At 68.6% G+C, this 19,245-nt stretch carries 18 protein-coding genes and 1 pseudogene; 6 read left to right on the top strand and 13 right to left on the bottom strand.

Annotation, left to right across the window (positions count from 1 at the left end; translation table 11 throughout):
• The first annotated feature begins 9 nt into the window (after window positions 1-9).
• Window positions 10-552 carry a DUF4333 domain-containing protein gene (locus A5673_RS02120; RefSeq protein ID WP_068226843.1) on the top strand — a complete coding sequence of 181 codons (543 nt, stop codon included), beginning with the start codon at window positions 10-12 and terminating at the stop codon, window positions 550-552.
• Window positions 553-558: 6 nt separating this feature from the next.
• Here the strand turns inward: A5673_RS02120 and A5673_RS02115 are convergent, their stop codons facing one another.
• Window positions 559-1,296 carry an acyltransferase gene (locus A5673_RS02115; protein ID WP_068226842.1) on the bottom strand — a complete coding sequence of 246 codons (738 nt, stop codon included), beginning with the start codon at window positions 1,294-1,296 and terminating at the stop codon, window positions 559-561.
• 103 nt (window positions 1,297-1,399) lie between these two features.
• Here A5673_RS02115 and A5673_RS02110 point away from each other — a divergent pair, with 103 nt between their 5' ends.
• Both A5673_RS02110 and A5673_RS02105 read left to right on the top strand, forming a co-directional pair.
• Window positions 1,400-2,704, top strand: coding sequence for a PQQ-binding-like beta-propeller repeat protein (locus A5673_RS02110; protein WP_369806455.1), 1,305 nt, complete (start codon window positions 1,400-1,402; stop codon window positions 2,702-2,704).
• Complete coding sequence (locus A5673_RS02105; RefSeq protein ID WP_068226841.1) at window positions 2,701-3,036, top strand: hypothetical protein; 336 nt, start codon at window positions 2,701-2,703, stop codon at window positions 3,034-3,036. The genes A5673_RS02110 and A5673_RS02105 overlap by 4 nt, the downstream gene beginning before the upstream one ends.
• Before the next feature lie 115 nt (window positions 3,037-3,151).
• Here A5673_RS02105 and A5673_RS02100 read toward each other — a convergent pair whose 3' ends face one another.
• From A5673_RS02100 to ctaD, 8 genes and pseudogenes are all read right to left on the bottom strand, one after another.
• Entirely contained in the window at window positions 3,152-3,847 is a 696-nt protein-coding gene (locus A5673_RS02100) for an esterase (RefSeq protein WP_068226840.1), read from the bottom strand.
• A 68-nt stretch (window positions 3,848-3,915) separates the two neighbouring features.
• Window positions 3,916-5,109, bottom strand: a complete 1,194-nt coding sequence (locus A5673_RS02095) for a class I SAM-dependent methyltransferase (RefSeq protein WP_197518266.1) — start codon at window positions 5,107-5,109, stop codon at window positions 3,916-3,918.
• The gene (locus A5673_RS02090) at window positions 5,106-6,080 is read right to left on the bottom strand and encodes a class I SAM-dependent methyltransferase (RefSeq protein ID WP_068226839.1); all 975 of its coding nucleotides are present in this window, start codon (window positions 6,078-6,080) and stop codon (window positions 5,106-5,108) included. The genes A5673_RS02095 and A5673_RS02090 overlap by 4 nt, the downstream gene beginning before the upstream one ends.
• Before the next feature lie 22 nt (window positions 6,081-6,102).
• Window positions 6,103-6,774 (bottom strand): annotated as a pseudogene (locus tag A5673_RS02085) (enoyl-CoA hydratase); the annotation flags it as partial.
• The gene (locus tag A5673_RS02080) at window positions 6,771-7,592 is read right to left on the bottom strand and encodes an NUDIX hydrolase (protein WP_068226838.1); all 822 of its coding nucleotides are present in this window, start codon (window positions 7,590-7,592) and stop codon (window positions 6,771-6,773) included. The gene A5673_RS02080 and the pseudogene A5673_RS02085, both read right to left, overlap by 4 nt.
• Entirely contained in the window at window positions 7,589-8,455 is an 867-nt protein-coding gene (locus tag A5673_RS02075) for an ABC transporter ATP-binding protein (protein ID WP_197518265.1), read from the bottom strand. Before A5673_RS02075 ends, A5673_RS02080 begins: the two co-directional genes overlap by 4 nt.
• Window positions 8,456-8,460: 5 nt before the next feature.
• The gene (gene serB, locus A5673_RS02070) at window positions 8,461-9,696 is read right to left on the bottom strand and encodes a phosphoserine phosphatase SerB (RefSeq protein WP_068226837.1); all 1,236 of its coding nucleotides are present in this window, start codon (window positions 9,694-9,696) and stop codon (window positions 8,461-8,463) included.
• Window positions 9,697-9,711: 15 nt separating this feature from the next.
• On the bottom strand, window positions 9,712-11,472 hold the full coding sequence (ctaD, locus tag A5673_RS02065) for a cytochrome c oxidase subunit I (RefSeq protein ID WP_068226878.1): 1,761 nt from the start codon (window positions 11,470-11,472) through the stop codon (window positions 9,712-9,714).
• A gap of 162 nt (window positions 11,473-11,634) precedes the next feature.
• Between ctaD and A5673_RS02060 the strand changes: the two genes are divergently transcribed.
• Together A5673_RS02060 and A5673_RS02055 are read left to right on the top strand one after the other, a co-directional pair.
• Window positions 11,635-12,699 (top strand): iron-siderophore ABC transporter substrate-binding protein, encoded by a 1,065-nt coding sequence (locus A5673_RS02060; protein WP_068226836.1) that lies wholly within the window; start codon window positions 11,635-11,637, stop codon window positions 12,697-12,699.
• Window positions 12,700-12,793: 94 nt separating this feature from the next.
• Window positions 12,794-13,834 carry an NAD(P)-dependent alcohol dehydrogenase gene (locus A5673_RS02055; RefSeq protein WP_068226835.1) on the top strand — a complete coding sequence of 347 codons (1,041 nt, stop codon included), beginning with the start codon at window positions 12,794-12,796 and terminating at the stop codon, window positions 13,832-13,834.
• Here the strand turns inward: A5673_RS02055 and A5673_RS02050 are convergent.
• From A5673_RS02050 to A5673_RS02035, 4 genes are all read right to left on the bottom strand, one after another.
• A complete protein-coding gene (locus A5673_RS02050; RefSeq protein WP_068226834.1) occupies window positions 13,829-14,242 on the bottom strand; it encodes a DUF3349 domain-containing protein in 414 nt (137 codons plus the stop codon). The two genes, A5673_RS02055 and A5673_RS02050, sit on opposite strands and share 6 nt — an antisense overlap.
• A 311-nt stretch (window positions 14,243-14,553) precedes the next feature.
• Entirely contained in the window at window positions 14,554-15,636 is a 1,083-nt protein-coding gene (locus tag A5673_RS02045; RefSeq protein ID WP_082958500.1) for a pentapeptide repeat-containing protein, read from the bottom strand.
• Between the two features lie 176 nt (window positions 15,637-15,812).
• Window positions 15,813-16,787 carry a class 1b ribonucleoside-diphosphate reductase subunit beta gene (gene nrdF / locus A5673_RS02040; RefSeq protein WP_197518263.1) on the bottom strand — a complete coding sequence of 325 codons (975 nt, stop codon included), beginning with the start codon at window positions 16,785-16,787 and terminating at the stop codon, window positions 15,813-15,815.
• A 113-nt stretch (window positions 16,788-16,900) separates the two neighbouring features.
• Window positions 16,901-17,509 carry a TetR/AcrR family transcriptional regulator gene (locus tag A5673_RS02035; protein WP_068226832.1) on the bottom strand — a complete coding sequence of 203 codons (609 nt, stop codon included), beginning with the start codon at window positions 17,507-17,509 and terminating at the stop codon, window positions 16,901-16,903.
• A 125-nt stretch (window positions 17,510-17,634) separates the two neighbouring features.
• Here A5673_RS02035 and A5673_RS02030 point away from each other — a divergent pair, with 125 nt between their 5' ends.
• Window positions 17,635-19,227, top strand: a complete 1,593-nt coding sequence (locus A5673_RS02030) for an NAD(P)/FAD-dependent oxidoreductase (RefSeq protein ID WP_068226831.1) — start codon at window positions 17,635-17,637, stop codon at window positions 19,225-19,227.
• Window positions 19,228-19,245 lie beyond the last annotated feature (18 nt).

The following is a 19,245-nucleotide window of genomic DNA, read 5'->3' as shown; positions in this document are numbered from 1 at the left end:
GGAGGCGCTATGGCTCACTCGATCGTCCGGACGTTGTTGGTTGCCGGTGCCGTCACGGGGCTGATGGCCGGCGTCGGCGCCTGTTCGTGTTCGGTCACGTCGAAACACGCCGTGAGCAAGAGCGACGTCGCCGGCCAGATCACCGCCAAGATGACCGACGGCGCCGGTAACAAGCCCGATTCGGTGACGTGCCCCGACGACCTGGCCGCCAAGGTCGGGGCGCAGCTGAACTGCACGATGAAGGTCAAGGACCAGACCTTCAACGTGAACGTCACCGTCACCAGCGTCAACGGCAACGACGTCAAGTTCGACATGGTGGAGACGGTCGACAAGAACCAGGTGGCCAGCATCCTCAGCAAGAAGCTGACCCAACAGGTGGGCCGCAAGCCGGATTCGGTGACCTGCCCGGACAACCTGAAGGGGGTCGTGGGCGCCACGCTGCGGTGCGAACTCGCCGACTCCGGCGAGAAGTACGGGATCGCGGTGACCGTCACCAGCGTCGACGCCGGCGACGTCAGCTTCGACTACAAGGTCGACGACCACGCCGCATAACGCGGGCTAGCGGGCCGCCTTCTTGCGTTCGATATCGGCCAGGGCGGCCGCGAGTTCGGCGCGCTGCGCGGCCGAGCTCTCCCACGACAGCTGCCGGTTCTTGACCACCTTGGCCGGCGCGCCGACCGCGATCGAGTAGTCGGGGACGACGCCGCGGACCACCGCGTGCGACCCGAGCACGCAGCCGCGCCCGATGGACGTGCCGCGCAGCACCGTGACCTTGACCCCGACCCAGGTGTCGGGGCCGATCCGGACGGGTGACTTGACGATGCCCTGGTCCTTGATCGGCAGGTTGATGTCGTCCATGCGGTGGTCGAAATCGCAGACGTAGCACCAGTCGGCCATCAACACCGAGTCGCCGAGCTCGATGTCGAGATAGGTGTTGATGACGTTGTCGCGGCCGAGCACGACCTTGTCACCGAACCGCAGCGAGCCCTCGTGGGCGCGGATGGTGTTCTTGTCCCCGATGTGCACCCAGCGGCCGATCTCCAGCTCGGACAGTTCGGGTGTCGCGTGGATCTCGACGCCCTTGCCCAAAAACACCATCCCGCGGGTGATGATGTGCGGGTTGGCCAGCTTGAACTTCAGCAGCCGCCAGTAGCGCACCAGGTACCACGGGGTGTAGGCGCGGTTGGCCAGCACCCACTTCAGCGAGGCCAGCGTGAGGAACTTGGCCTGGCGAGGGTCCCGCAGGTTCGATCCACGCCAGCGGCGATGAAGCGGAGCATTCCACATGCTCGTCATGGCCGGAAAGCCTATCGGAGCCGGCACGGGTTACCCTCACGTGTACGCCATCGCCGACCGCTCGACAAGGAGTTGGAAACCCGAGGTGCTTGCCCGACATCTCCTGCGTGGGCTTCGGCGTTCGTCGTGTGCGGCGCTGGCGGCCGCGCTCGCCATCGGGCTCGGGGGCTGCGGCAACACCGACTCGTGGGTCGACGCCTCGGCGGCGCAGGGCTGGCCCGCGCCATACGGCGACGCCGCCAACAGCAGCTACACCGCGACGGGCGGCGCGACCAAGCTGTCGCTGCAGTGGACGCGATCGGTCAAGGGCAGCCTGGCGGCCGGGCCGGCGCTGAGCGCCCGCAGCTATCTCGCGCTGAACGCCCAGACCCCGGCCGGGTGTTCGCTGATGGAGTGGCAGAACGACGACAACGGCCGCCAGCGCTGGTGCGTCCGGCTGGCCCAGGGCGGCGGTTTCGCCGGCCCGTTGTTCGACGGCTTCGACAACCTCTACGTCGGCCAACCGGGGGCCTTCCTGTCGTTTCCGGTGACCCAGTGGACGCGGTGGCGGCAACCGGTGATCGGAATGCCTACCACCCCAAGGTTTCTCGGCAACGGCCAGTTGCTCGTCGCGACGCACCTGGGGCAGGTGCTGGTTTTCGATTCCCACCGCGGCGAGGTGGTCGGCAGCCCGCTCGACCTGGTGGACGGCGTCGATCCCACGGACGCCACCCGCGGGTTGGCCGATTGCGCGCCGGCCCGGCAGGGCTGCCCGGTCGCGGGCGCGCCGGCCTACTCGGCGCGCAACGGGATCGTGGTGCTGGGCGTGTGGCAGCCGGGCGCGCCGGCGGCGGGGCTGGTCGGGCTGAAGTACCACGCGGGCCAGTCCCCGCTGCTGAGCCGGGACTGGACCAGCGACGCCGTGGGCGCCGGCGTCATCGCCAGCCCGGTGTTGTCCGCCGACGGCTCGACCGTCTACGTCAACGGCCGCGACCAGCGGCTGTGGGCGCTGCGTGCCGCCGACGGGAAGGCGAAGTGGTCGGCGCCGCTGGGCTTTTTGGCGCAGACGCCCCCGGCGGTCACCCCGCAGGGGCTGATCGTGTCCGGCGGCGGCCCCGACACCCGGCTGGCGGCGTTCAAGGACGCCGGCGATCACGCCGACCCGGCCTGGCGCCGCGACGACGTGACGCCACTGTCGTCGTCGGGCCTGGCGGGCGGCGGTGTGGGCTACGTGATCGTCGGCGGTCCGGCCGCCGACGGTGCGCCGGGCATGTCGGTGCTGGTCTTCGACCCCGCCAACGGTCACACCCTGGGCAGCTATCCCCTGCCCGCGGCGACCGGCTATCCCGTCGGCGTGGCGGTCGGCAACGATCGCCGGGTGGTCGCCACCACCAGCGACGGCCAGGTCTACAGCTTCGCGCCGGCATGAGCACGCGCCGTCCGGCCGACGTCGCCGCGACGATCGTCCTGCTCATCATGCACGGGTCGTTGCTGGGGGCGACGGTGGTGCTGCTGGGCCTCCTGGTCATGGTCACCGATCCGTGCGGCTCGGTGCGCTGCGGCGATCCCGCGTGGATCGACCGCGCCAGGACGCTGGGTGTGTGGGGCGGCGTCGCCGTCCTGATCGCCGATCTCGCGGTCGCCGTGTACCTGCTCGCCCGGCGCCGCACGGCCTTCTTCGTGCCGATCATCGGCTGCGTGGCGCAGGTCGCGCTGGCCGTCGGCGCCGCGGCGCTGGAGTGGCAGGCCGGTCCCGTCTAAGTCCGGGAAGCATCGAAGGTGAATCCCCGGCTTCGACTGTGCGGCCAGGGCGTAGCTCGTCGGCGTGTCGCCGCCCAGGACTCACACGGAAATCCCTGGCCGCACACGAGTACAGCTAGATCGCCAGCGGCGGAATCGCGTTGCGCGGCACCAGGGCCTGGGCCGGGCCGGCGAACGCCGGGAGCATCTCACCCGGGGCGAAATAGAAGATCAGCTGGTCGTCGGTGATGGCGAAGTTCTGATAGCGCGACGGGTCAAGCCCGGTCGACGGCAAGATCGCCGCCCCGAACGGGTTTTGGCGGTTCAGGTCGCGCTGCACGATCGGGAAGATGCTGTCCAGCGGCGTCGTGCCCGGCGGGAACAGGTTGTCGAAGGTGATGGGCTGCTTGGCACCGAGGTTGTAGTTGAAGGCCTTGTACCAGGTGGACGTGCGCGACCCGCCGACGTCCTGGAAGAACTTCAGCACCACGCTGCGGGTGTTGTGCGGCGGCTGGCCCGCGGTGTGCTGCTCGGTGGTGGCTTCCATCTGGTAGACCTGGTCGCGCGGCCCGGAGCCCTGCGCGACGTTGATGAACCCGTCGCGGTTCTGCGTGATGTAGTCGATCAGCGCCTGCTCGTCCGGATAGTCGGCGGGGAACGTCATGTTGAGCGTGTACATGGGGCCGGTGGCGTGCACGCGGCACATCTGGCCGGCCTCGATGGTGCCGCCCACGCCGGCGCACGACGGCGGCTCGGCGGCCGAGCGGCCGGTCGCCGGCCAGGCCAGCATGACCGCGGCTAACAGCGCCGCGGCCGCTATCGGGTAACGCATCGTCGAATTGTCCTCGCAGATTTAGGGCGGGGCGCCTACACAGTGACCGCCGCCAGCCTACCCGCGGGCTATCGCGAGGCTCGGCAGACGAAGGCCGTCGCGCGGCCGCCGGCCCCGGAGCCGATGCGGGTGATGACGACCGACAGCGGGCGGTCGCCGCGCGGGCGCAGCCGTCCGCGCAGCGCGTCGGGGTCGACACGCACCCCCCGGACCAGGATCTCCAGCGCCCCGCACCCCAGCGCCGCCAGCGCCCGCCGCAGCCTGCGCTCGTCGAACGCCACCTGCTCGAGCACCTCGAAGCCGCGCACGCCCGCCGGCAACCGATCCCCGGACAAATACGCGATCGCGGGGTCGAGTTGCCACAGCCCGTGGCACGCCCCGTAGTGGCGCACCAGGCCGGCCCGGACCACGGCGCCGTCGGGGTCGACGATCCATCGCCCGGCCGGCCGCACACCGCACTCGTCGGGTTCCGTGTCGGTGATCTGCTCGCCGCGGTCCAGCACGCTGGCCCGCCGGCGCACACCCGGCCCCGACAGCCCGCCCGACCACAGGCAGGCTTCCCGGACCGACCCGCCATAAGACGTCACCTCGATCTCGCCGCCGAAGCCGCGGCGGCGCACCTCATCGAAATCGATTCCGGGGGAACACTTTATGGCGAACTCGCGGTCGCGGTAGGTGTCGAGCAACGCACCGAGGCCGGGCTGGTAATCGTCGATGCGGAAGCGCCGTCGCCCACCGTGCCGGCGCCCCGGGTCGGCAACGACGACGGCGTCGCGGGTGACCGGCCGCAGCGCGTCGGCGCGGCAGAGATCGGCGGCCGGCCCCAGGTTGTGGCGGGCCATCGCGAGGCGCACCGGGTCGATGTCGCTGCCGACGGCCCGGATCCCCGCGCCGCGCAGCGCGGCCAATTCGGTGCCGATCGAGCAGGTCGCGTCGTGCACCGGCGCATCCGCCCCCGCGAGCCGGCCGGCCCGGTGCAGCGCCACCGGAGCGGCGGTGGCCTGCTGCAGCGCTTCGTCGGTGAACAGCCAGTTCGACGCGTCACCGAGCTCGCCGAGCTTGTCCACCGCGCGACGGCGCAGCAGCGTCGTCTCCACCAGCGCTGGCGCCCGGTCGCCAAACCGGGCGCGCGCCGCGGCGACGTCGGCGATCCGGGTCGCCTCCGTCAGCTCGAGTGCGCCGACGAAGGCCAGCGCCGCGGCACCGGCCTCGGAACGCAGGTAACGGACGTCGTCGGTGTCGAAGGACAGCCCCGCACTCAGGAGGGTTTGACCCCGGTGACCATCACGTTGTAGAACCAGCCCTTCGGCACCAGGTGCCGCGCCACGTTGGCATCCAGCCAGCTCAGCGCCTTCCAGCTGTTGAACGCAAAGTGCGCCCAGCCCCAGCCCAGCCGCCCCGGCGGCACCGCGCATTCGAACGTGCGCAGCGGCCAGCCCAGCATCGCGGCGGTGAACTCCACGGTGGCGGTCCGCACGTCGACCGCGCCGGCGCCCGCCGCCATGCGCTCCAGGTCGGCGGGGGTGAAGGTGTGCAGGTCGACGAGGGCCTCGAGGGCGGCCGCGCGCGAGGACTCGTCGAGCTCGGTCTGCGGGCGTCGCCAGCCGGTCAGGCCGGGCAACCGGGTGACGTTGGTGACGACCCGCCAGGTCAGCGTCGAGAGAGCCCGCGCGTAGACCTCGCCGGCGTTGCTCGGCTCGCCGGCGAACACGAACCGGCCGCCGGGGCGCAGCACCCGGACCACCTCGCGCAGCGACAGCTCGACGTCGGGGATGTGGTGCAGCACCGCGTGCCCCACCACCAGATCGAAGGTGTTGTCGTCGTACGGGATGCCCTCGGCGTCGGCGACGCGGCCGTCGATGTCGAGCCCCAGCGACTGGCCGTTGCGGGTGGCGACCTTGACCATGCCGGGCGACAGGTCGGTGACCGACCCACGCCGGGCAACCCCGGACTGGATCAGGTTGAGCAGGAAAAACCCGGTCCCGCAACCCAATTCGAGTGCGCGGTCATACGGCAGCTCGCCGAGCACCTCGTCGGGCACGACGCCGTCGAAGCAGTCCCGCGCGTAGTCGACGCAGCGCTGATCGTAGGAGATCGACCACTTCTCGTCGTAGGTCTCGGCCTCCCAGTCGTGGTAGAGCACCTGGGCGAGCTTGCTGTCGTGCCGCGCGGCCTCCACCTGCTCGGCGGTGGCGTGCGGGTTGGGAACGGCGTCGGTCGAACTCGTCGTCATGCAGGGCAGCCTAATCGGCGTGGGGCGGCGGGCCGAAAACGGCATTGATTCCCGCCTTGGCGGCGGCCAGCGCGTGCCGCGGCCCCGCCAAGAAGCGGCGCGCCCACGCCGCGGCGGCGTCGTAGACGTCGTCGGGGGCCACCATCTCGTCGATCAGGCCCAGCGTCAGGGCTTCCTCGGCGTCGAAGAACCGCCCGCTGAACACCAGCTCCTTGGCCCTGCTCGCCCCGGCGGCGCGGGCCAGCCGCGCCATTCCCCCGCCGCCCGGGGCTCGGTGGGCCAGGATCTCGGTCGCGCCGAAGCGCACGTTGTCGCCGCTGACCCGCCAGTCGGCGGCCAGCGCCAGCGTGAGGCCGGCGCCCAGCGCGTACCCGGTGATCGCGGCCACCGTCGGCTTCGGGATCGCGGCCACGGCGTCGATGGCCTGCCGGCGCACCCGGTCCGCGGCGTCGGCCTCCGGCGCGGTCAGCGTCTCGAGCTCGGACGCGTCGTCGCCCGCGGAGAAGATTTCGTGGCCGCCGAAGAGGATCACGGCGGTGACGTCGTCGCGGCGGCCCAGCTCGTCGGCCGCGGACACGATCTCGCGGTAGACCTGCCGGGTCATCGCGTTCGTGGGTGGCCGCGAGACGAGCAGCATGGCCAGGCCGGCGTCCCGGGTCCCGTCGCTGACGACGACGCTGACGAACTCCCTCAATGCCGCCACCCCATCCCGCCCGCCTCGCGGGCCCGGTGGTAGCGGTCGGAGTCGAAGAACTCGAAAACCCAGTTTTCACCCTGGATTTCGAGGTGCGGCTGCACCGTGACGATCTGGCGCTCGACGGCCAGCACGTCGGCGACGGTGCGGCCCGCCAGCGAGTCCAGCTGTGTCCAGGTCGGCGGCAGCAAAAAGCACCGGCCGGCCGCGAAGTCGTCGATGGCGGCCTGCGGCGTCGTCCAGCCGGCGCGGTCGGACTCGGTGTTGTGCCCGTCGGCCCGCTGCCCCTCCGGCAGCGCCCCCACAAAGAAATAGGTGTCGTAGCGGCGGGTGCGCTCGGCCTCCGGGGTGACCCAATTGGCCCACGGCCGCAGCAGGTCGGAGCGCAGTTCCAGGTTTTCGCGGCGCAGGAAATCCGCGAACGACAGCGTCCCGTCGGCCAGCGCCCGCCGGGCGTCGGCGTACACCGAGGCATCGCCGACGATCCCGTCCGGGTCACCGGCCGGCCCGGCGAAGAGCACCCCCGATTCCTCGAAGGTCTCCCGGGCGGCGGCGCAGACCAGCGCCTCGGCCAGGTCGGGTTCGATGCCGAACCGCTGCGCCCACCACACCGGCGGCGGCCCCGCCCAGGCGATGTCGGCGTTGCGGTCCCGGTCGTCGACGCCGCCGCCGGGAAACACCATGGTCCCCGCGGCGAACTCCATCCGGGCGTGCCGGCGCATCAGGAACACCGCGATGCCGTCGGGGTCATCGCGGACCAGCATCACGGTCGCGGCCGGCCGGGGCACCAGGGGCGGCGGGTCCTGCGGTGAAGTCATAGTGGCCTCCGGTGGGCTGCGCGGGTGCGGACGCGGCGGGCGAAATACCGCCCGTCGGCGACGTCGAGGGCGATGGACTGGCCGAACGCGGCCGACAGGTTCTCGGCGGTCAGCACGTCGGGCAGCAGGCCCGCTGCCACCACCTTGGCCTCCGACAGCAGCATGCAGTGGCTGAAACCGGGCGGAACCTCCTCCACGTGATGCGTGACGAGCACCAGCGCGGGCGCGTCGGGGTCGGCCGCCAGATCGGCCAGCCGGGCCACCAGCTCCTCCCGGCCGCCCAGGTCCAGTCCGGCGGCGGGCTCGTCGAGCAGCAGCAGTTCGGGGTCGGTCATCAGCGCGCGGGCGATGAGCACGCGCTTGCGCTCCCCCTCTGACAGCGTGCCGTAGGTGCGGTCCGCGAGGTGTTCGGCGCCAAGGCTTTCCAGCATGTCGATCGCCCGTTGGTAGTCGACGTCCTCGTAGCGCTCCCGCCACCGGCCCAACACCGCGTAGCCCGCCGACACGACGAGGTCGCGCACCAGTTCATCGGTCGGAATCCGCTGCGCCAGGGCCGAGGAGCTCAGCCCGATGCGCGACCGCAGCTCCGACACGTCGACCCGGCCCAGCCGCTCGCCGAGCACGAACGCCAGGCCCGACGACGGGTGCTCGCTGGCGGCGGCGATGCGCAGCAACGACGTCTTGCCGGCGCCGTTGGGCCCGATGATCACCCAGCGTTCGTCGAGTTCCACCGCCCAATCCAGCGGCCCGACCAGGACGCGTCCGCCGCGTTGCAGCGACACGTTCCTGAAGTCGATCAGCAGATCGGGGTCGGCTGCCTCACTTCCGTTTTCGGGCACCCGACCATCGTGCCGTACCGCGATGGCCACTAATCGGGCGGGATCTCCACCCGGCGCAGCTGGCCGTCCACAGCGTCGGCGGCCTCGATCTCGCCGCGCGTCACGCCCAGCAGGAACAGGACCGTGTCCAGGTAGGGGTGGCTCAGCGACGCGTCGGCGACCGCACGCAGCGCCGGCTTGGCGTTGAACGCCACGCCGAGCCCCGCCGCGGCCAGCATGTCGATGTCGTTGGCGCCGTCGCCGACCGCCACGGTCTGCGCCATCGGCACCCCCGCCTGCTCCGCGAATTCCCGCAGCGCGGCCGCCTTGCCGGCCCGATCGACGATCGGCCCCACGACCCGGCCGGTCAGCGTCCCGTCGACGATCTCCAGCTCGTTGGCGGCGACGTAGTCCAGCATCAGCTCCTTCGCCAACGGCTCGATGATCCGCCGGAACCCTCCGGAGACCACGCCGCAGTGAAAACCCAAGCGCCGCAAAGTTCGTATCGTGGTCCGCGCGCCGGGCATCAGCTCGAGCTGCTCGGCGACCTCGTCGATCACGGTGGCCGGCAGGCCCCGCAGCGTCGCGACCCGCTGCAGCAGCGACTGCGCGAAATCCAGCTCGCCGCGCATCGCGGCCTCGGTGATCGCGGCGACCGCACCCTGGGCCCCCGCGCGGGCGGCCAACATCTCGATGACCTCGCCCTGCACCAGGGTGGAATCGACGTCGAACACGACGAGCCTCTTGGCGCGCCGCTCCAGGCTGTACTCCTCGACCGCGACGTCGACGCCCTCGTCGGCGGCCACCCGGGTCAGCGCGTTGCGCAGCGCGCCGTCGGCCAGCGGCGGCGCGGACACCCGCAGCTCCAGGCCGGTGACGGGATAGTCCGAGACGCCGCGGATGAGGTCGATGTTGACCCCCAGCGCCGCGAGTTCCCGGGCCACCGCGCCGAACGCGTGCGCCGTGATCGGCCGCCCGAGCACGAAGACGGTGTGAGTGGACGGGTCCCGGATGACCGGCACGTCGTCGCTGCGCTCGATGCTGACGTCCAGGCCCATCCCGCGGACGGCGGATTCGACGTCACCGCGCAACACGCCGCCGTCGGCGACCTCCGGCGGACAGCACAGCAGCACGCCCAGCGTCAGGCGCCCGCGGATCACCACCTGTTCGACGTTGAGCAGTTCGACGCCGTGCCGCGACAGCACCTCGAAGAGCGCCGACGTGACGCCCGGCTGATCCACGCCGGTGACGGTGATCAGCACCGACACCTTGGCTGGAGAGTTCACTCCCGGCTGCCGCCGCTACTGCTCGGCGGTGGAGCGATCCGCTTCGGTCCGCGGCCCGAACCCCTTCGGCGACTCGAGCGCCGTGGCATGCCGCCCGACGTGCGCCTCGGCGCGCAGCCGTTCCACCATATGCGGGTAGTGCAACTCGAAAGCCGGTCGTTCCGAACGGATCCGGGGCAGCTCGGTGAAGTTGTGCCGCGGCGGCGGGCAGCTGGTCGCCCACTCCAGCGAGTTGCCGTAGCCCCACGGGTCGTCGACGGTCACCACCTCGCCGTAGCGCCAGCTCTTGAACACGTTCCACACGAACGGGAACATCGAGGCCCCGAGGATGAACGCGCCGATGGTCGAGACGACGTTGAGCGGCTGGAACCCGTCGGTGGGCAGGTAGTCGGCGTAGCGGCGTGGCATGCCCATATCGCCCAGCCAGTGCTGCACCAGGAACGTGGTGTGGAAGCCGATGAAGGTCAGCCAGAAGTGCAGCTTGCCCAGCCGCTCGTCCAGCAGCCGCCCGGTCATCTTCGGGAACCAGAAGTAGATGCCGGCGAACGTGGAGAACACGATCGTGCCGAACAGCACGTAGTGGAAGTGCGCGACGACGAAGTAGGTGTCAGTCACGTGGAAGTCCAGCGGCGGGCTGGCCAGCAGCACGCCGGTCAGGCCGCCCAGCAGGAAGGTGACCGCGAAGCCCACCGAGAACAGCATGGGCGTCTCAAACGTCAACTGGCCCTTCCACATCGTGCCGATCCAGTTGAAGAACTTGATCCCCGTCGGCACCGCGATCAAATACGTCATGAACGAAAAGAACGGCAGCAGAACGGCTCCGGTGGCGAACATGTGGTGCGCCCACACCGCGACCGACAGCGCGGCGATCGACAGGGTCGCGTACACCAGCGTGGTGTAACCGAAGATCGGCTTGCGGGAGAACACCGGGAAGATCTCGGTGACGATCCCGAAGAACGGCAGCGCGATGATGTACACCTCGGGGTGGCCGAAGAACCAGAACAGGTGCTGCCACAACAGGACTCCGCCGTTAGCGGCGTCGTAGACGTGGGCGCCCAGGTGCCGGTCGGCGGCCAGGCCGAACAGCGCCGCGGTGAGCAACGGGAACGCGATCAGCACCAGGATGGACGTCACCAGAATGTTCCACGTGAAGATCGGCATCCGGAACATCGTCATGCCGGGCGCGCGCATGCAGACCACGGTGGTGATCATGTTGACCGCGCCCAGGATGGTGCCCAGACCGGCCACGATCAGGCCCATGATCCACAGGTCCCCGCCGGGGCCGGGCGAGTGGATGGCGTCGGTCAGCGGCGTGTAGGCGGTCCAGCCGAAGTCGGCGGCCCCACCCGGCGTGATGAAGCCGGCGGCGCCCATCGTGGCGCCGAACAGGAACAGCCAGAACGAGAAGGCGTTCAGCCGCGGGAAGGCGACGTCCGGCGCGCCGATCTGAAGCGGCAGCACCAGGTTCGCGAAGCCGAACACGATCGGGGTGGCATAGAACAGCAGCATGATCGTGCCGTGCATGGTGAACAGCTGGTTGAACTGTTCGTTCGACAGGAACTGCAGTCCCGGCGCCGCCAGTTCGGTGCGCATGAACAGCGCCAGCAGCCCACCCAGGAAGAAGAAGATGAAGCAGGCGACGCAGTACATGATGCCGATCAGCTTGTGATCGGTCGTGGTGATCAGTTTGTAGACAAGGTTCCCTTTGGGACCGGTCCGGGCCGGGTACGGACGGACGGCCTCGAGTTCTCCCAGCGGGGGGGCTTCGGCTGTCAACAGCTCCTCCAAAACATCGTCGGACAGGGCCCGAACCCAGTATTGACTTCGAATCTTAGCCGCCGAAGAACTCGCCGTCAGGGGCAGTCCTACAAACTGTCGTAAATGGGCCCAAAGTCGCCGAATGTTAGCGTGAAACGCGTGCTGGGGAGGCGATCGATCATGACGGCGGCCGCTCTGGCGGCAGTCGTGGCGGCGTGCGCGGGATGCGGTTCGGGGGGCTCCACGGCGTCGTCCCGGTCGCTGGTCACGCCCACCACCCAGATCGCGGGGGCGGGCGTGCTGGGCAACGATCGCCGGCCCGACGAGTCGTGCGCGCGCGATGCCGCCGCGGCCGATCCCGGGCCGCCGACGCGCCAGGCCCGCAACGCGGCGGGCGTCACCCCCGACACGGTGGCGGTTCCCGCCGAGCCGCGGCGCATCGTGGTGCTCTCCGGGGACCAGCTCGACGCCCTGTGCGCGCTCGGCCTGCAGTCGCGGGTGGTCGCGGCCGCGCTGCCGGACGGCGCCTCGAGCCAGCCCGCCTACCTGGGCAGCGCGGTGCACGGCCTGCCCGGCGTCGGCACCCGCAGCAACCCCGACGTGGGCGGCATCGCGGCGGCCCACCCCGACCTGATCCTGGGGTCGCAGGGGTTGACCCCCAGGCTCTACCCGCAGCTCGCCGCGATCGCCCCCACGGTGTTCACCGCGGCGCCCGGCGCCGCCTGGCAGGACAACGTGCGGGGCGTGGGCGCGGCGACGGCGCGCACCGCCGCGACCGACGCGCTGATCAACGGCTTCACCCAGCGGGCCACCCAGATCGGCAGCCGCCACGACGCGTCCCATTACCAGGCGTCGATCGTGCAGCTGACCACCAGCGCCATCCGGGTCTACGGGGCCAACAACTTCCCGGCGAGCGTGCTCGGCGCGGTCGGAGTGGACCGCCCGGCCGCCCAGCGGTTCACCGACAAGCCCTACGTCGAGATTCCGGCCACCGACGCCGATCTCGCCAAGAACCCGGACCTCTCGGCCGCCGACGCCGACGTGGTGTACGTGTCGTGCGCCACCCCGGCCGCCGCCGACCGCGCCGCCGCCGTGCTGGACAGCAACCCGTGGCGCAAGCTGTCCGCCAATCGCGACAACCGGGTGTACGTCGTCAACGACGAGGTGTGGCAGACCGGCGAAGGCGTGATCGCGGCCCGCGGCATCGTCGACGACCTGCGCCTGGTCAACGCCCCGATAAACTAGCCGCGCGAGCGGTCCGCGACCCCGCCAAGTGGCCCGAGAACATTACCTTAGCTAAACTTCTTGAGGACGCATCGACATCAAAGAGGGATACTTCATGAGCACAGTTTCGGCGTACGCCGCCACTTCGCCGACGGCACCGCTGACCAAGACCACCATCGAACGTCGCGACCCCGGCCCGCGCGACGTCGCGATCGACATCAAGTTCGCCGGGATCTGCCACTCCGACATCCACACCGCCAAAGGCGAATGGGGCACCCCGCATTACCCCGTGGTCGTCGGCCACGAGATCGCCGGCGTCGTCTCCGCCGTCGGGTCAGAGGTCACCAAGTACAAGGTGGGCGACCACGTCGGCGTCGGCTGCATGGTGAACTCCTGCGGCGAATGCAGCAGCTGCAAGGCCGGGCTCGAGCAGTACTGCAAGCCGGGCGCGACATTCACCTACAACGCCATCGACAAGGACGGCACGCCGACGCAGGGCGGGTACAGCCAGGCGATCGTCGTCGACGAGAACTTCGTCCTGCGCATCCCCGACTCCCTGCCGCTGGACAAGGCGGCACCGCTGCTGTGCGCCGGCATCACGCTGTTCTCCCCGCTGCGGCACTGGAAGGCCGGGCCGGACACGCGGCTGGCGATCATCGGCCTGGGCGGCCTGGGGCACATGGGGGTGAAGCTGGGCGCCGCGATGGGCGCGCCGGTCACCGTGCTGTCGCAGTCGCTGAAGAAGATGGAGGACGGGCTGCGGCTGGGCGCCAGCAACTACTACGCGACGGCCGACCCGGACACCTTCAAGAAGTTGCGCGGCAGCTTCGACCTGATCCTCAACACGGTCTCGGCGAACCTGCCCCTCGACGACTACGTGAGCCTGCTCGACGTCGACGGCACCCTCGTCGAGCTGGGCATCCCCGAGCACCCCATGCAGGTGCACGCTTTCCCGCTGGCCCTGGCGCGGCGCAGCCTGTCGGGGTCCAACATCGGCGGCATCGCCGAGACGCAGGAGATGCTGGATTTCTGCGCCGAGCACGACGTGACGCCCGAGATCGAGCTCATCGAGCCCGACTACATCAACGAGGCCTACGAGCGCGTCCTCGCCAGCGACGTGCGCTACCGCTTCGTGATCGACATCTCCAAGCTATGACGGGGTTTTCGACACGCCTTGGTACGCAACCTCTTCGGCCGCCTCGGCGTGGTCGTCTCCCGGAATGACCTCACTGACGTCGATGCCGGCCAGCGGCCAGCCCGCAGCCGCCAGCGTGGCCGCCACCCGGATGATGTCGTCCCGGCCGGGTTCGCGGTGGGTGGTCTGCGAGACGAACTCCTCGATCTCGTCGCGGCCCACCGCGCCGTCGCCCTCGGCCTTGTGCTTCGAGATGATGTTGTGCACCACTTCTTCGAGCTGATCCTGGGTCAGCGGCGTGCTCTTGAGCAGGGCGAACAACGCGACCTGATCCGGCCCGGGGACGCCCTGGGGGTACCCGACGTCCAGCCAACGGATCACCGACTTGAGAAACTTGGCGTGCCTGTGCGAATCGTGGGTTGAAGTCACGTCCTAAGTCTCACGTCGGCGCGCTCGCGGGGCGTCGCGGCGGACCCACAATTCATGCGCCGTTCACGACCCGAACACCTCGACCGCCAGGCCCGACGGGCAACGATGACAGGCGCCTGGGACGATAGCGCCACTGCTGCATCTCGAGTCCCTGCGCGGTGGAGGCGAGCTGATCAGAGGCTGGAGCCGTTGGCGTGGTCGACGGAGAGCTTGGGCGTAGAGGCGGTACGACACTCCGCACACGCTAAAGGCCAACGCGCAGGACCGTCTTCGCTCGCAGCCACTCGAGCAGAGGTGGCGGCTCGGCCGATTTAGACCGCCGACTCTTTCGGCAGATCCTGTACGGGTGGGGTGAATCCAGCCGGCCATTTTGTGTCTTCATTGAATAGGGAGCCCGTCAGGTCGATATTCACAAATTCCTGAACTTGTTGAAGGTCAAGGCCACGCAGGTCGACCTTGTCAAGATGCACATTTTGCAGCTTCGTCCCTTTGCCTATCCTGATACCGAAGAATTCGGCAAATAAAGTGCGTTCACTACCACCTAAGTTGGCCTCAGTCAGGTGTGCCCCATACAGAATTGTGTCGGACAACTTCGACATCTCAAGATTGGCCTTCTGCAATTTACTGCCCCTGAGATCCACGCCCGACAGGTTGGCACCTTGTAGGTTGGCCTTCTGCAGGTCTGTACTTCTCAGCATCGCACCGGACAGATCCGCTTCGCGTAAGTCGGCGCATGCAAGGTTTGCGCCGTCCAACCGCACAGCGCGCAAGTCTGCACCCCGGACCGCATACCTTAAAGGTGCCCGCGTGGCGTCATCGTCCTCGGCTGCCCGCCGGGCCAATGCACGCACAATCGTCGCCCGGACAGTGCCGTCTCCCCCCGCGCTCGCCGCGGTGGTCAGCGTGGGATCGACATAGTCGGGATTAGGATTTAAAAGGTACCCAGTGAGCACATCAATACAGACTTGATATTCGGTCTGATTGCCCAAGGCGTACCAGTCGTCGGCAATGCCGGCAAGAACGTATACACCGAAGCTGCGCGTGGACGGGTGGTCGTCGGCCAGTTGCCCCGCGGCGGCGATGAACCGGGCATTGATATCTTTCTCGGTCTCGCGCCGCTGTTCGTCGCGCCACTGCACGGATTCAGCAAGGCGCTGACGTTCTCCGTTATAGAAAGCTAGACCGCCCGCACCGAGTGCGGCCATCCCGGCGATTACAGTCGCAAAAGGTTGTCCGGCATGGATCCAAAATCCGTCCCATTTGAGCCTCGCGGCCAAGACTGCCAAGCCGGCCATCGACACGAAAGTAATAGCGATCACGCCGAGGGCCACGTAGACCCACCAAATTGCCCGGGATTGCGGCGGCGGGGATGCGGGAGGGGTGCTTCCTGCCATGTCAACCTCTTTTCGCAGAGCTACGCGGCAGATCTACGCAAGAATTGAAATGCAACCAGGCAACACACTAAAGCTTTCGCGCTCATTTTTCACCCCCGCGTAAAGAGGTGGTGACCCTCGGGTGGTCGCGCGTCAGGGGTCGGGTTCCGCAACTATTTCGACCTCTGACCAGCGACTTAGAAGTCCCAGTCCTCGTCTTCGGTGACGACGGCCTTGCCGATCACGTACGACGAGCCGGAGCCGGAGAAGAAGTCGTGGTTCTCGTCGGCGTTGGGCGACAGCGCCGACAGGATCGCCGGGTTGACGTCGGTCTCGTCGCGCGGGAACAGCGCCTCGTAGCCGAGGTTCATCAGCGCCTTGTTGGCGTTGTAGCGCAGGAACTTCTTGACGTCCTCGGTCAGCCCGACCTCGTCGTAGAGGTCCTGGGTGTACTCCACCTCGTTGTCGTAGAGCTCGAAGAGCAGCTCGTAGGTGTAGTCCTTGAGCTCGGCGCGCTTGGCGTCGTCGACCAACGCCAGGCCGCGCTGGAACTTGTAGCCGATGTAGTAGCCGTGCACGGCCTCGTCGCGGATGATGAGCCGGATCATGTCGGCGGTGTTGGTCAGCTTGGCCCGGCTCGACCAGTACATCGGCAGATAGAACCCGGAGTAGAAGAGGAAGCTCTCCAGCAGTGTGGAGGCGACCTTGCGCTTCAGCGGCTCGTCACCGCGGTAGTACTGCATGACGATCTCGGCCTTGCGCTGCAGGTTGGGGTTCTCCTCCGACCAGCGGAAGGCGTCGTCGATCTCGGCCGTCGAGCACAGCGTGGAGAAGATCGAGCTGTAGCTCTTGGCGTGCACCGACTCCATGAACGCGATGTTGGTGTAGACGGCTTGTTCGTGCGGGGTGAGCGCGTCGGGGATCAGGCTGACGGCCCCGACCGTGCCCTGGATGGTGTCCAGCAGCGTCAGCCCGGTGAACACCCGCATGGTCAGCTGCTTCTCGCCGGCGGTCAGCGTGCCCCACGACGGGAGGTCGTTGGACACCGGAACCTTCTCGGGCAGCCAGAAGTTGCCCGTCAGCCGGTCCCAGACCTCGGCGTCCTTGTCGTCTTGCAGCCGGTTCCAGTTGATCGCCGAGGTCCGGTCGATCAGCTTCATGTTTTCGGTCACCAGAACCCCACTTCACCAGCCGGTTTTGACTTCACTGTCTAGGCCACAAACACTACCCCTGGGGTACGACAACCCGCGGCAACACAAGAGGTTGTGTTTGCCGTGTCGCCCCGTCAATCCAGCCCGGCGTGGCGCAGCGTCTCGGTGAGGCCGTCTTCCAACGCGCTCAGCGCCATGTCGGTCAGCCGGCTCAGCTCGTCGGTGTCCTGCACGCCCTTGGCCATCCAGGTCTCCAGCGCGACGAACACCGCGGTGGCCAGGCTGTGCGCCGCGATGTCGGCGATCATCTCGCCGTCGGCGGTGGGCGAGGATCGCCGCCTGATGAAGCGCTGGATCTCGGCGGCGAGCTGATCGCGGAGCCGCCGGATGTGCCCGGTGATGATCTCCTGGTCAAGGTCGCGCGACCGAATGGTGGCGGCGTCTTGGACCATCCGGAAGTCAAAGGGGAAGGCGTCCACGGCCTTTCGCACCGACTGGGTGATGGGTTCCCCGTGCGGGCGCAGCGCCAGGGCGCGCGCGAACCATTCGAACCCGATGTCGTAGTCGGCGAAGAGCACCGCGTGTTTGGACAGGAAGTGCCGGTAGAAAGTCCGCTCGGTGACCCCGACGTCCGCGGCGATGTCGGCGACGCTCGTCTCGTTGACGCCGTCGGCGACGAAGCGGCGCATCGCCGCCTTGTGCAACGCCTGACGCGTGCGCGCGGCGCGGCTCATCTCGAGCATGCGACCACGCCAGCCGCACAGGGGCTTCTCACGGGCTCCAGGATGACGGAATGTCACTATTGACGCAACAATGTCAGTTATGACATTGTGCGGGTCAGCCGGGGGATCACACCGAAGGAGTCGCCATGGCGGACTACGACGCGATCATCATCGGGGCGGGTCACAACGGCCTGGTCGCCGCGAACGTGCTGGCCAAGGGCGGCGCGAAAGTCCTTGTCCTCGAACGGGCTAACTTCCTCGGCGGAATGGCCGCCACCCGCGAACTCTTCGACGGCTACAAGCACAGCGTCGGCGCGTGGGCGGTGTTGATCTGGCGTCAGGAGATGACCGAACGGCTGGAGCTCACCAAGTGGGGCTTCGAGCTGATGGATCAGTGGACGTCGACGTGCACGTTCGGCCCCGGCACTGAGGCCGCCGACACCCCGTTCGTGATGTACAACGACCTGGAACGCATGGCGCGCCACCTGCTCGACGACCACGGCGCCGACACCGCGGCGGCCCTGGGCGGCCTGTTCGCCCACATCGGCCGATTCGCACCGTATTTCGTCGACTCGGCGTTCGGGCCGCCGCTGGACATCATCGAGGTGATCGCCTCCCAGCCCACAGCGGAAGACCGCCACGATTTCGCCCAGATGTGGTACGGCAGCACGATGGACACGGTCCGGCGCTTCCTGGCGCCCGACCAGGCCCGCTGCATCCAGGGTTCGCTGGCGGCGATGTCCATCGACGCCTTCGACGGCGGCCCCTGGACCCCGGGCTCGAATGCCTCGACGCTGTACCACTACCTGATCGGCGGCGGCAACGTCGAATACATCATGCCCCGCGGCGGCATCGGCGCCCTGAGCGCCGCGCTGTGCCGCCGCGCCGAAGCGTTGGGCGCCGAGGTGCAACTGAAGCAGCACGTGAAGCGGGTCCTGGTCACCGACGGGCGCGCCACCGGCGTCCAACTCCGCGACGGCACAACGATTTCGGCCGATGTGGTGCTCTCTTCGCTCGACCCCTACACCACCTTCGTGAATCTGGCCGGTGCGCAGAACTTTCCGCCCGACTACATCCGCAAGGTCAAGGAAATCAATTTCAATCTCGGGTACATCCAGGCCCACTTGACCATCGACCAAGCGCCGCAATGGATCGAGCGGCTGCAGCCCTTCATGCACGACAACGGCCAATGGTGCCCGACCGTCGCCTACGCGCCGTCACCCGAATACATCAGCGACGCGTGGGAGCAATACCGCAAGGGCCAGCTTCCCGACGCTCCGCCCACCTATCTGTACATACCCAGCATGGTCGACTCGTCGCTGGCGCCCGAAGGCAAGCACAGCGCAACGATTTTCACGCCGTACTTCCCCACCGGCCTGGACGCCGACGAAAACCGAAGCTGGAAGGAGCAATACGCCGACACCTGCGTGCGCATCTTCGACACGTTCGCGCCCGGCTTCGCCGACTCCGTCACCAACCGCGTCGTGTTCTCCAACCGCTACTTCGGCAGCACCTTCAGCGCACACGCCGGCGACTACTCGCACGGCCTGCTGCAGCCCAACCAGCTGTGGACGGGCCGCGTCGTCGAGGGCGCCGACAAGTTCGCCACGCCGGTCGACGGGCTGTTCCTGTGCGGGCAGTGCACCCATCCGGGCCCGGGGGTGACCGGCATCCCGGGGTGGAACGGCGCCGAGGCGGCCCTGAAGCACCTCAACGCGCGGGTCGCTTCGACTTCCTAGGCAGGGCCCGGCGTTTTA

Source organism: Mycobacterium sp. E3198 (genome assembly GCF_001667015.1).
Classification (GTDB): domain Bacteria; phylum Actinomycetota; class Actinomycetes; order Mycobacteriales; family Mycobacteriaceae; genus Mycobacterium.
Note: the sequence above shows the minus strand (reverse complement) of the source record. Positions and strands in the feature narration are given on the sequence as shown.

What these genes read in the sequence shown, in the direction of transcription:
- A5673_RS02120 (WP_068226843.1), top strand. Translation starts at nt 10, where the DNA reads ATGGCTCACTCGATCGTCCGGACGTTGTTGGTTGCCGGTGCCGTCACG.
- A5673_RS02115 (WP_068226842.1), bottom strand. Translation starts at nt 1,296, where the DNA reads ATGACGAGCATGTGGAATGCTCCGCTTCATCGCCGCTGGCGTGGATCG.
- A5673_RS02105 (WP_068226841.1), top strand. Translation starts at nt 2,701, where the DNA reads ATGAGCACGCGCCGTCCGGCCGACGTCGCCGCGACGATCGTCCTGCTC.
- A5673_RS02100 (WP_068226840.1), bottom strand. Translation starts at nt 3,847, where the DNA reads ATGCGTTACCCGATAGCGGCCGCGGCGCTGTTAGCCGCGGTCATGCTG.
- A5673_RS02090 (WP_068226839.1), bottom strand. Translation starts at nt 6,080, where the DNA reads ATGACGACGAGTTCGACCGACGCCGTTCCCAACCCGCACGCCACCGCC.
- A5673_RS02080 (WP_068226838.1), bottom strand. Translation starts at nt 7,592, where the DNA reads ATGACTTCACCGCAGGACCCGCCGCCCCTGGTGCCCCGGCCGGCCGCG.
- A5673_RS02060 (WP_068226836.1), top strand. Translation starts at nt 11,635, where the DNA reads ATGACGGCGGCCGCTCTGGCGGCAGTCGTGGCGGCGTGCGCGGGATGC.
- A5673_RS02055 (WP_068226835.1), top strand. Translation starts at nt 12,794, where the DNA reads ATGAGCACAGTTTCGGCGTACGCCGCCACTTCGCCGACGGCACCGCTG.
- A5673_RS02045 (WP_082958500.1), bottom strand. Translation starts at nt 15,636, where the DNA reads ATGGCAGGAAGCACCCCTCCCGCATCCCCGCCGCCGCAATCCCGGGCA.
- A5673_RS02035 (WP_068226832.1), bottom strand. Translation starts at nt 17,509, where the DNA reads ATGCTCGAGATGAGCCGCGCCGCGCGCACGCGTCAGGCGTTGCACAAG.
- A5673_RS02030 (WP_068226831.1), top strand. Translation starts at nt 17,635, where the DNA reads ATGGCGGACTACGACGCGATCATCATCGGGGCGGGTCACAACGGCCTG.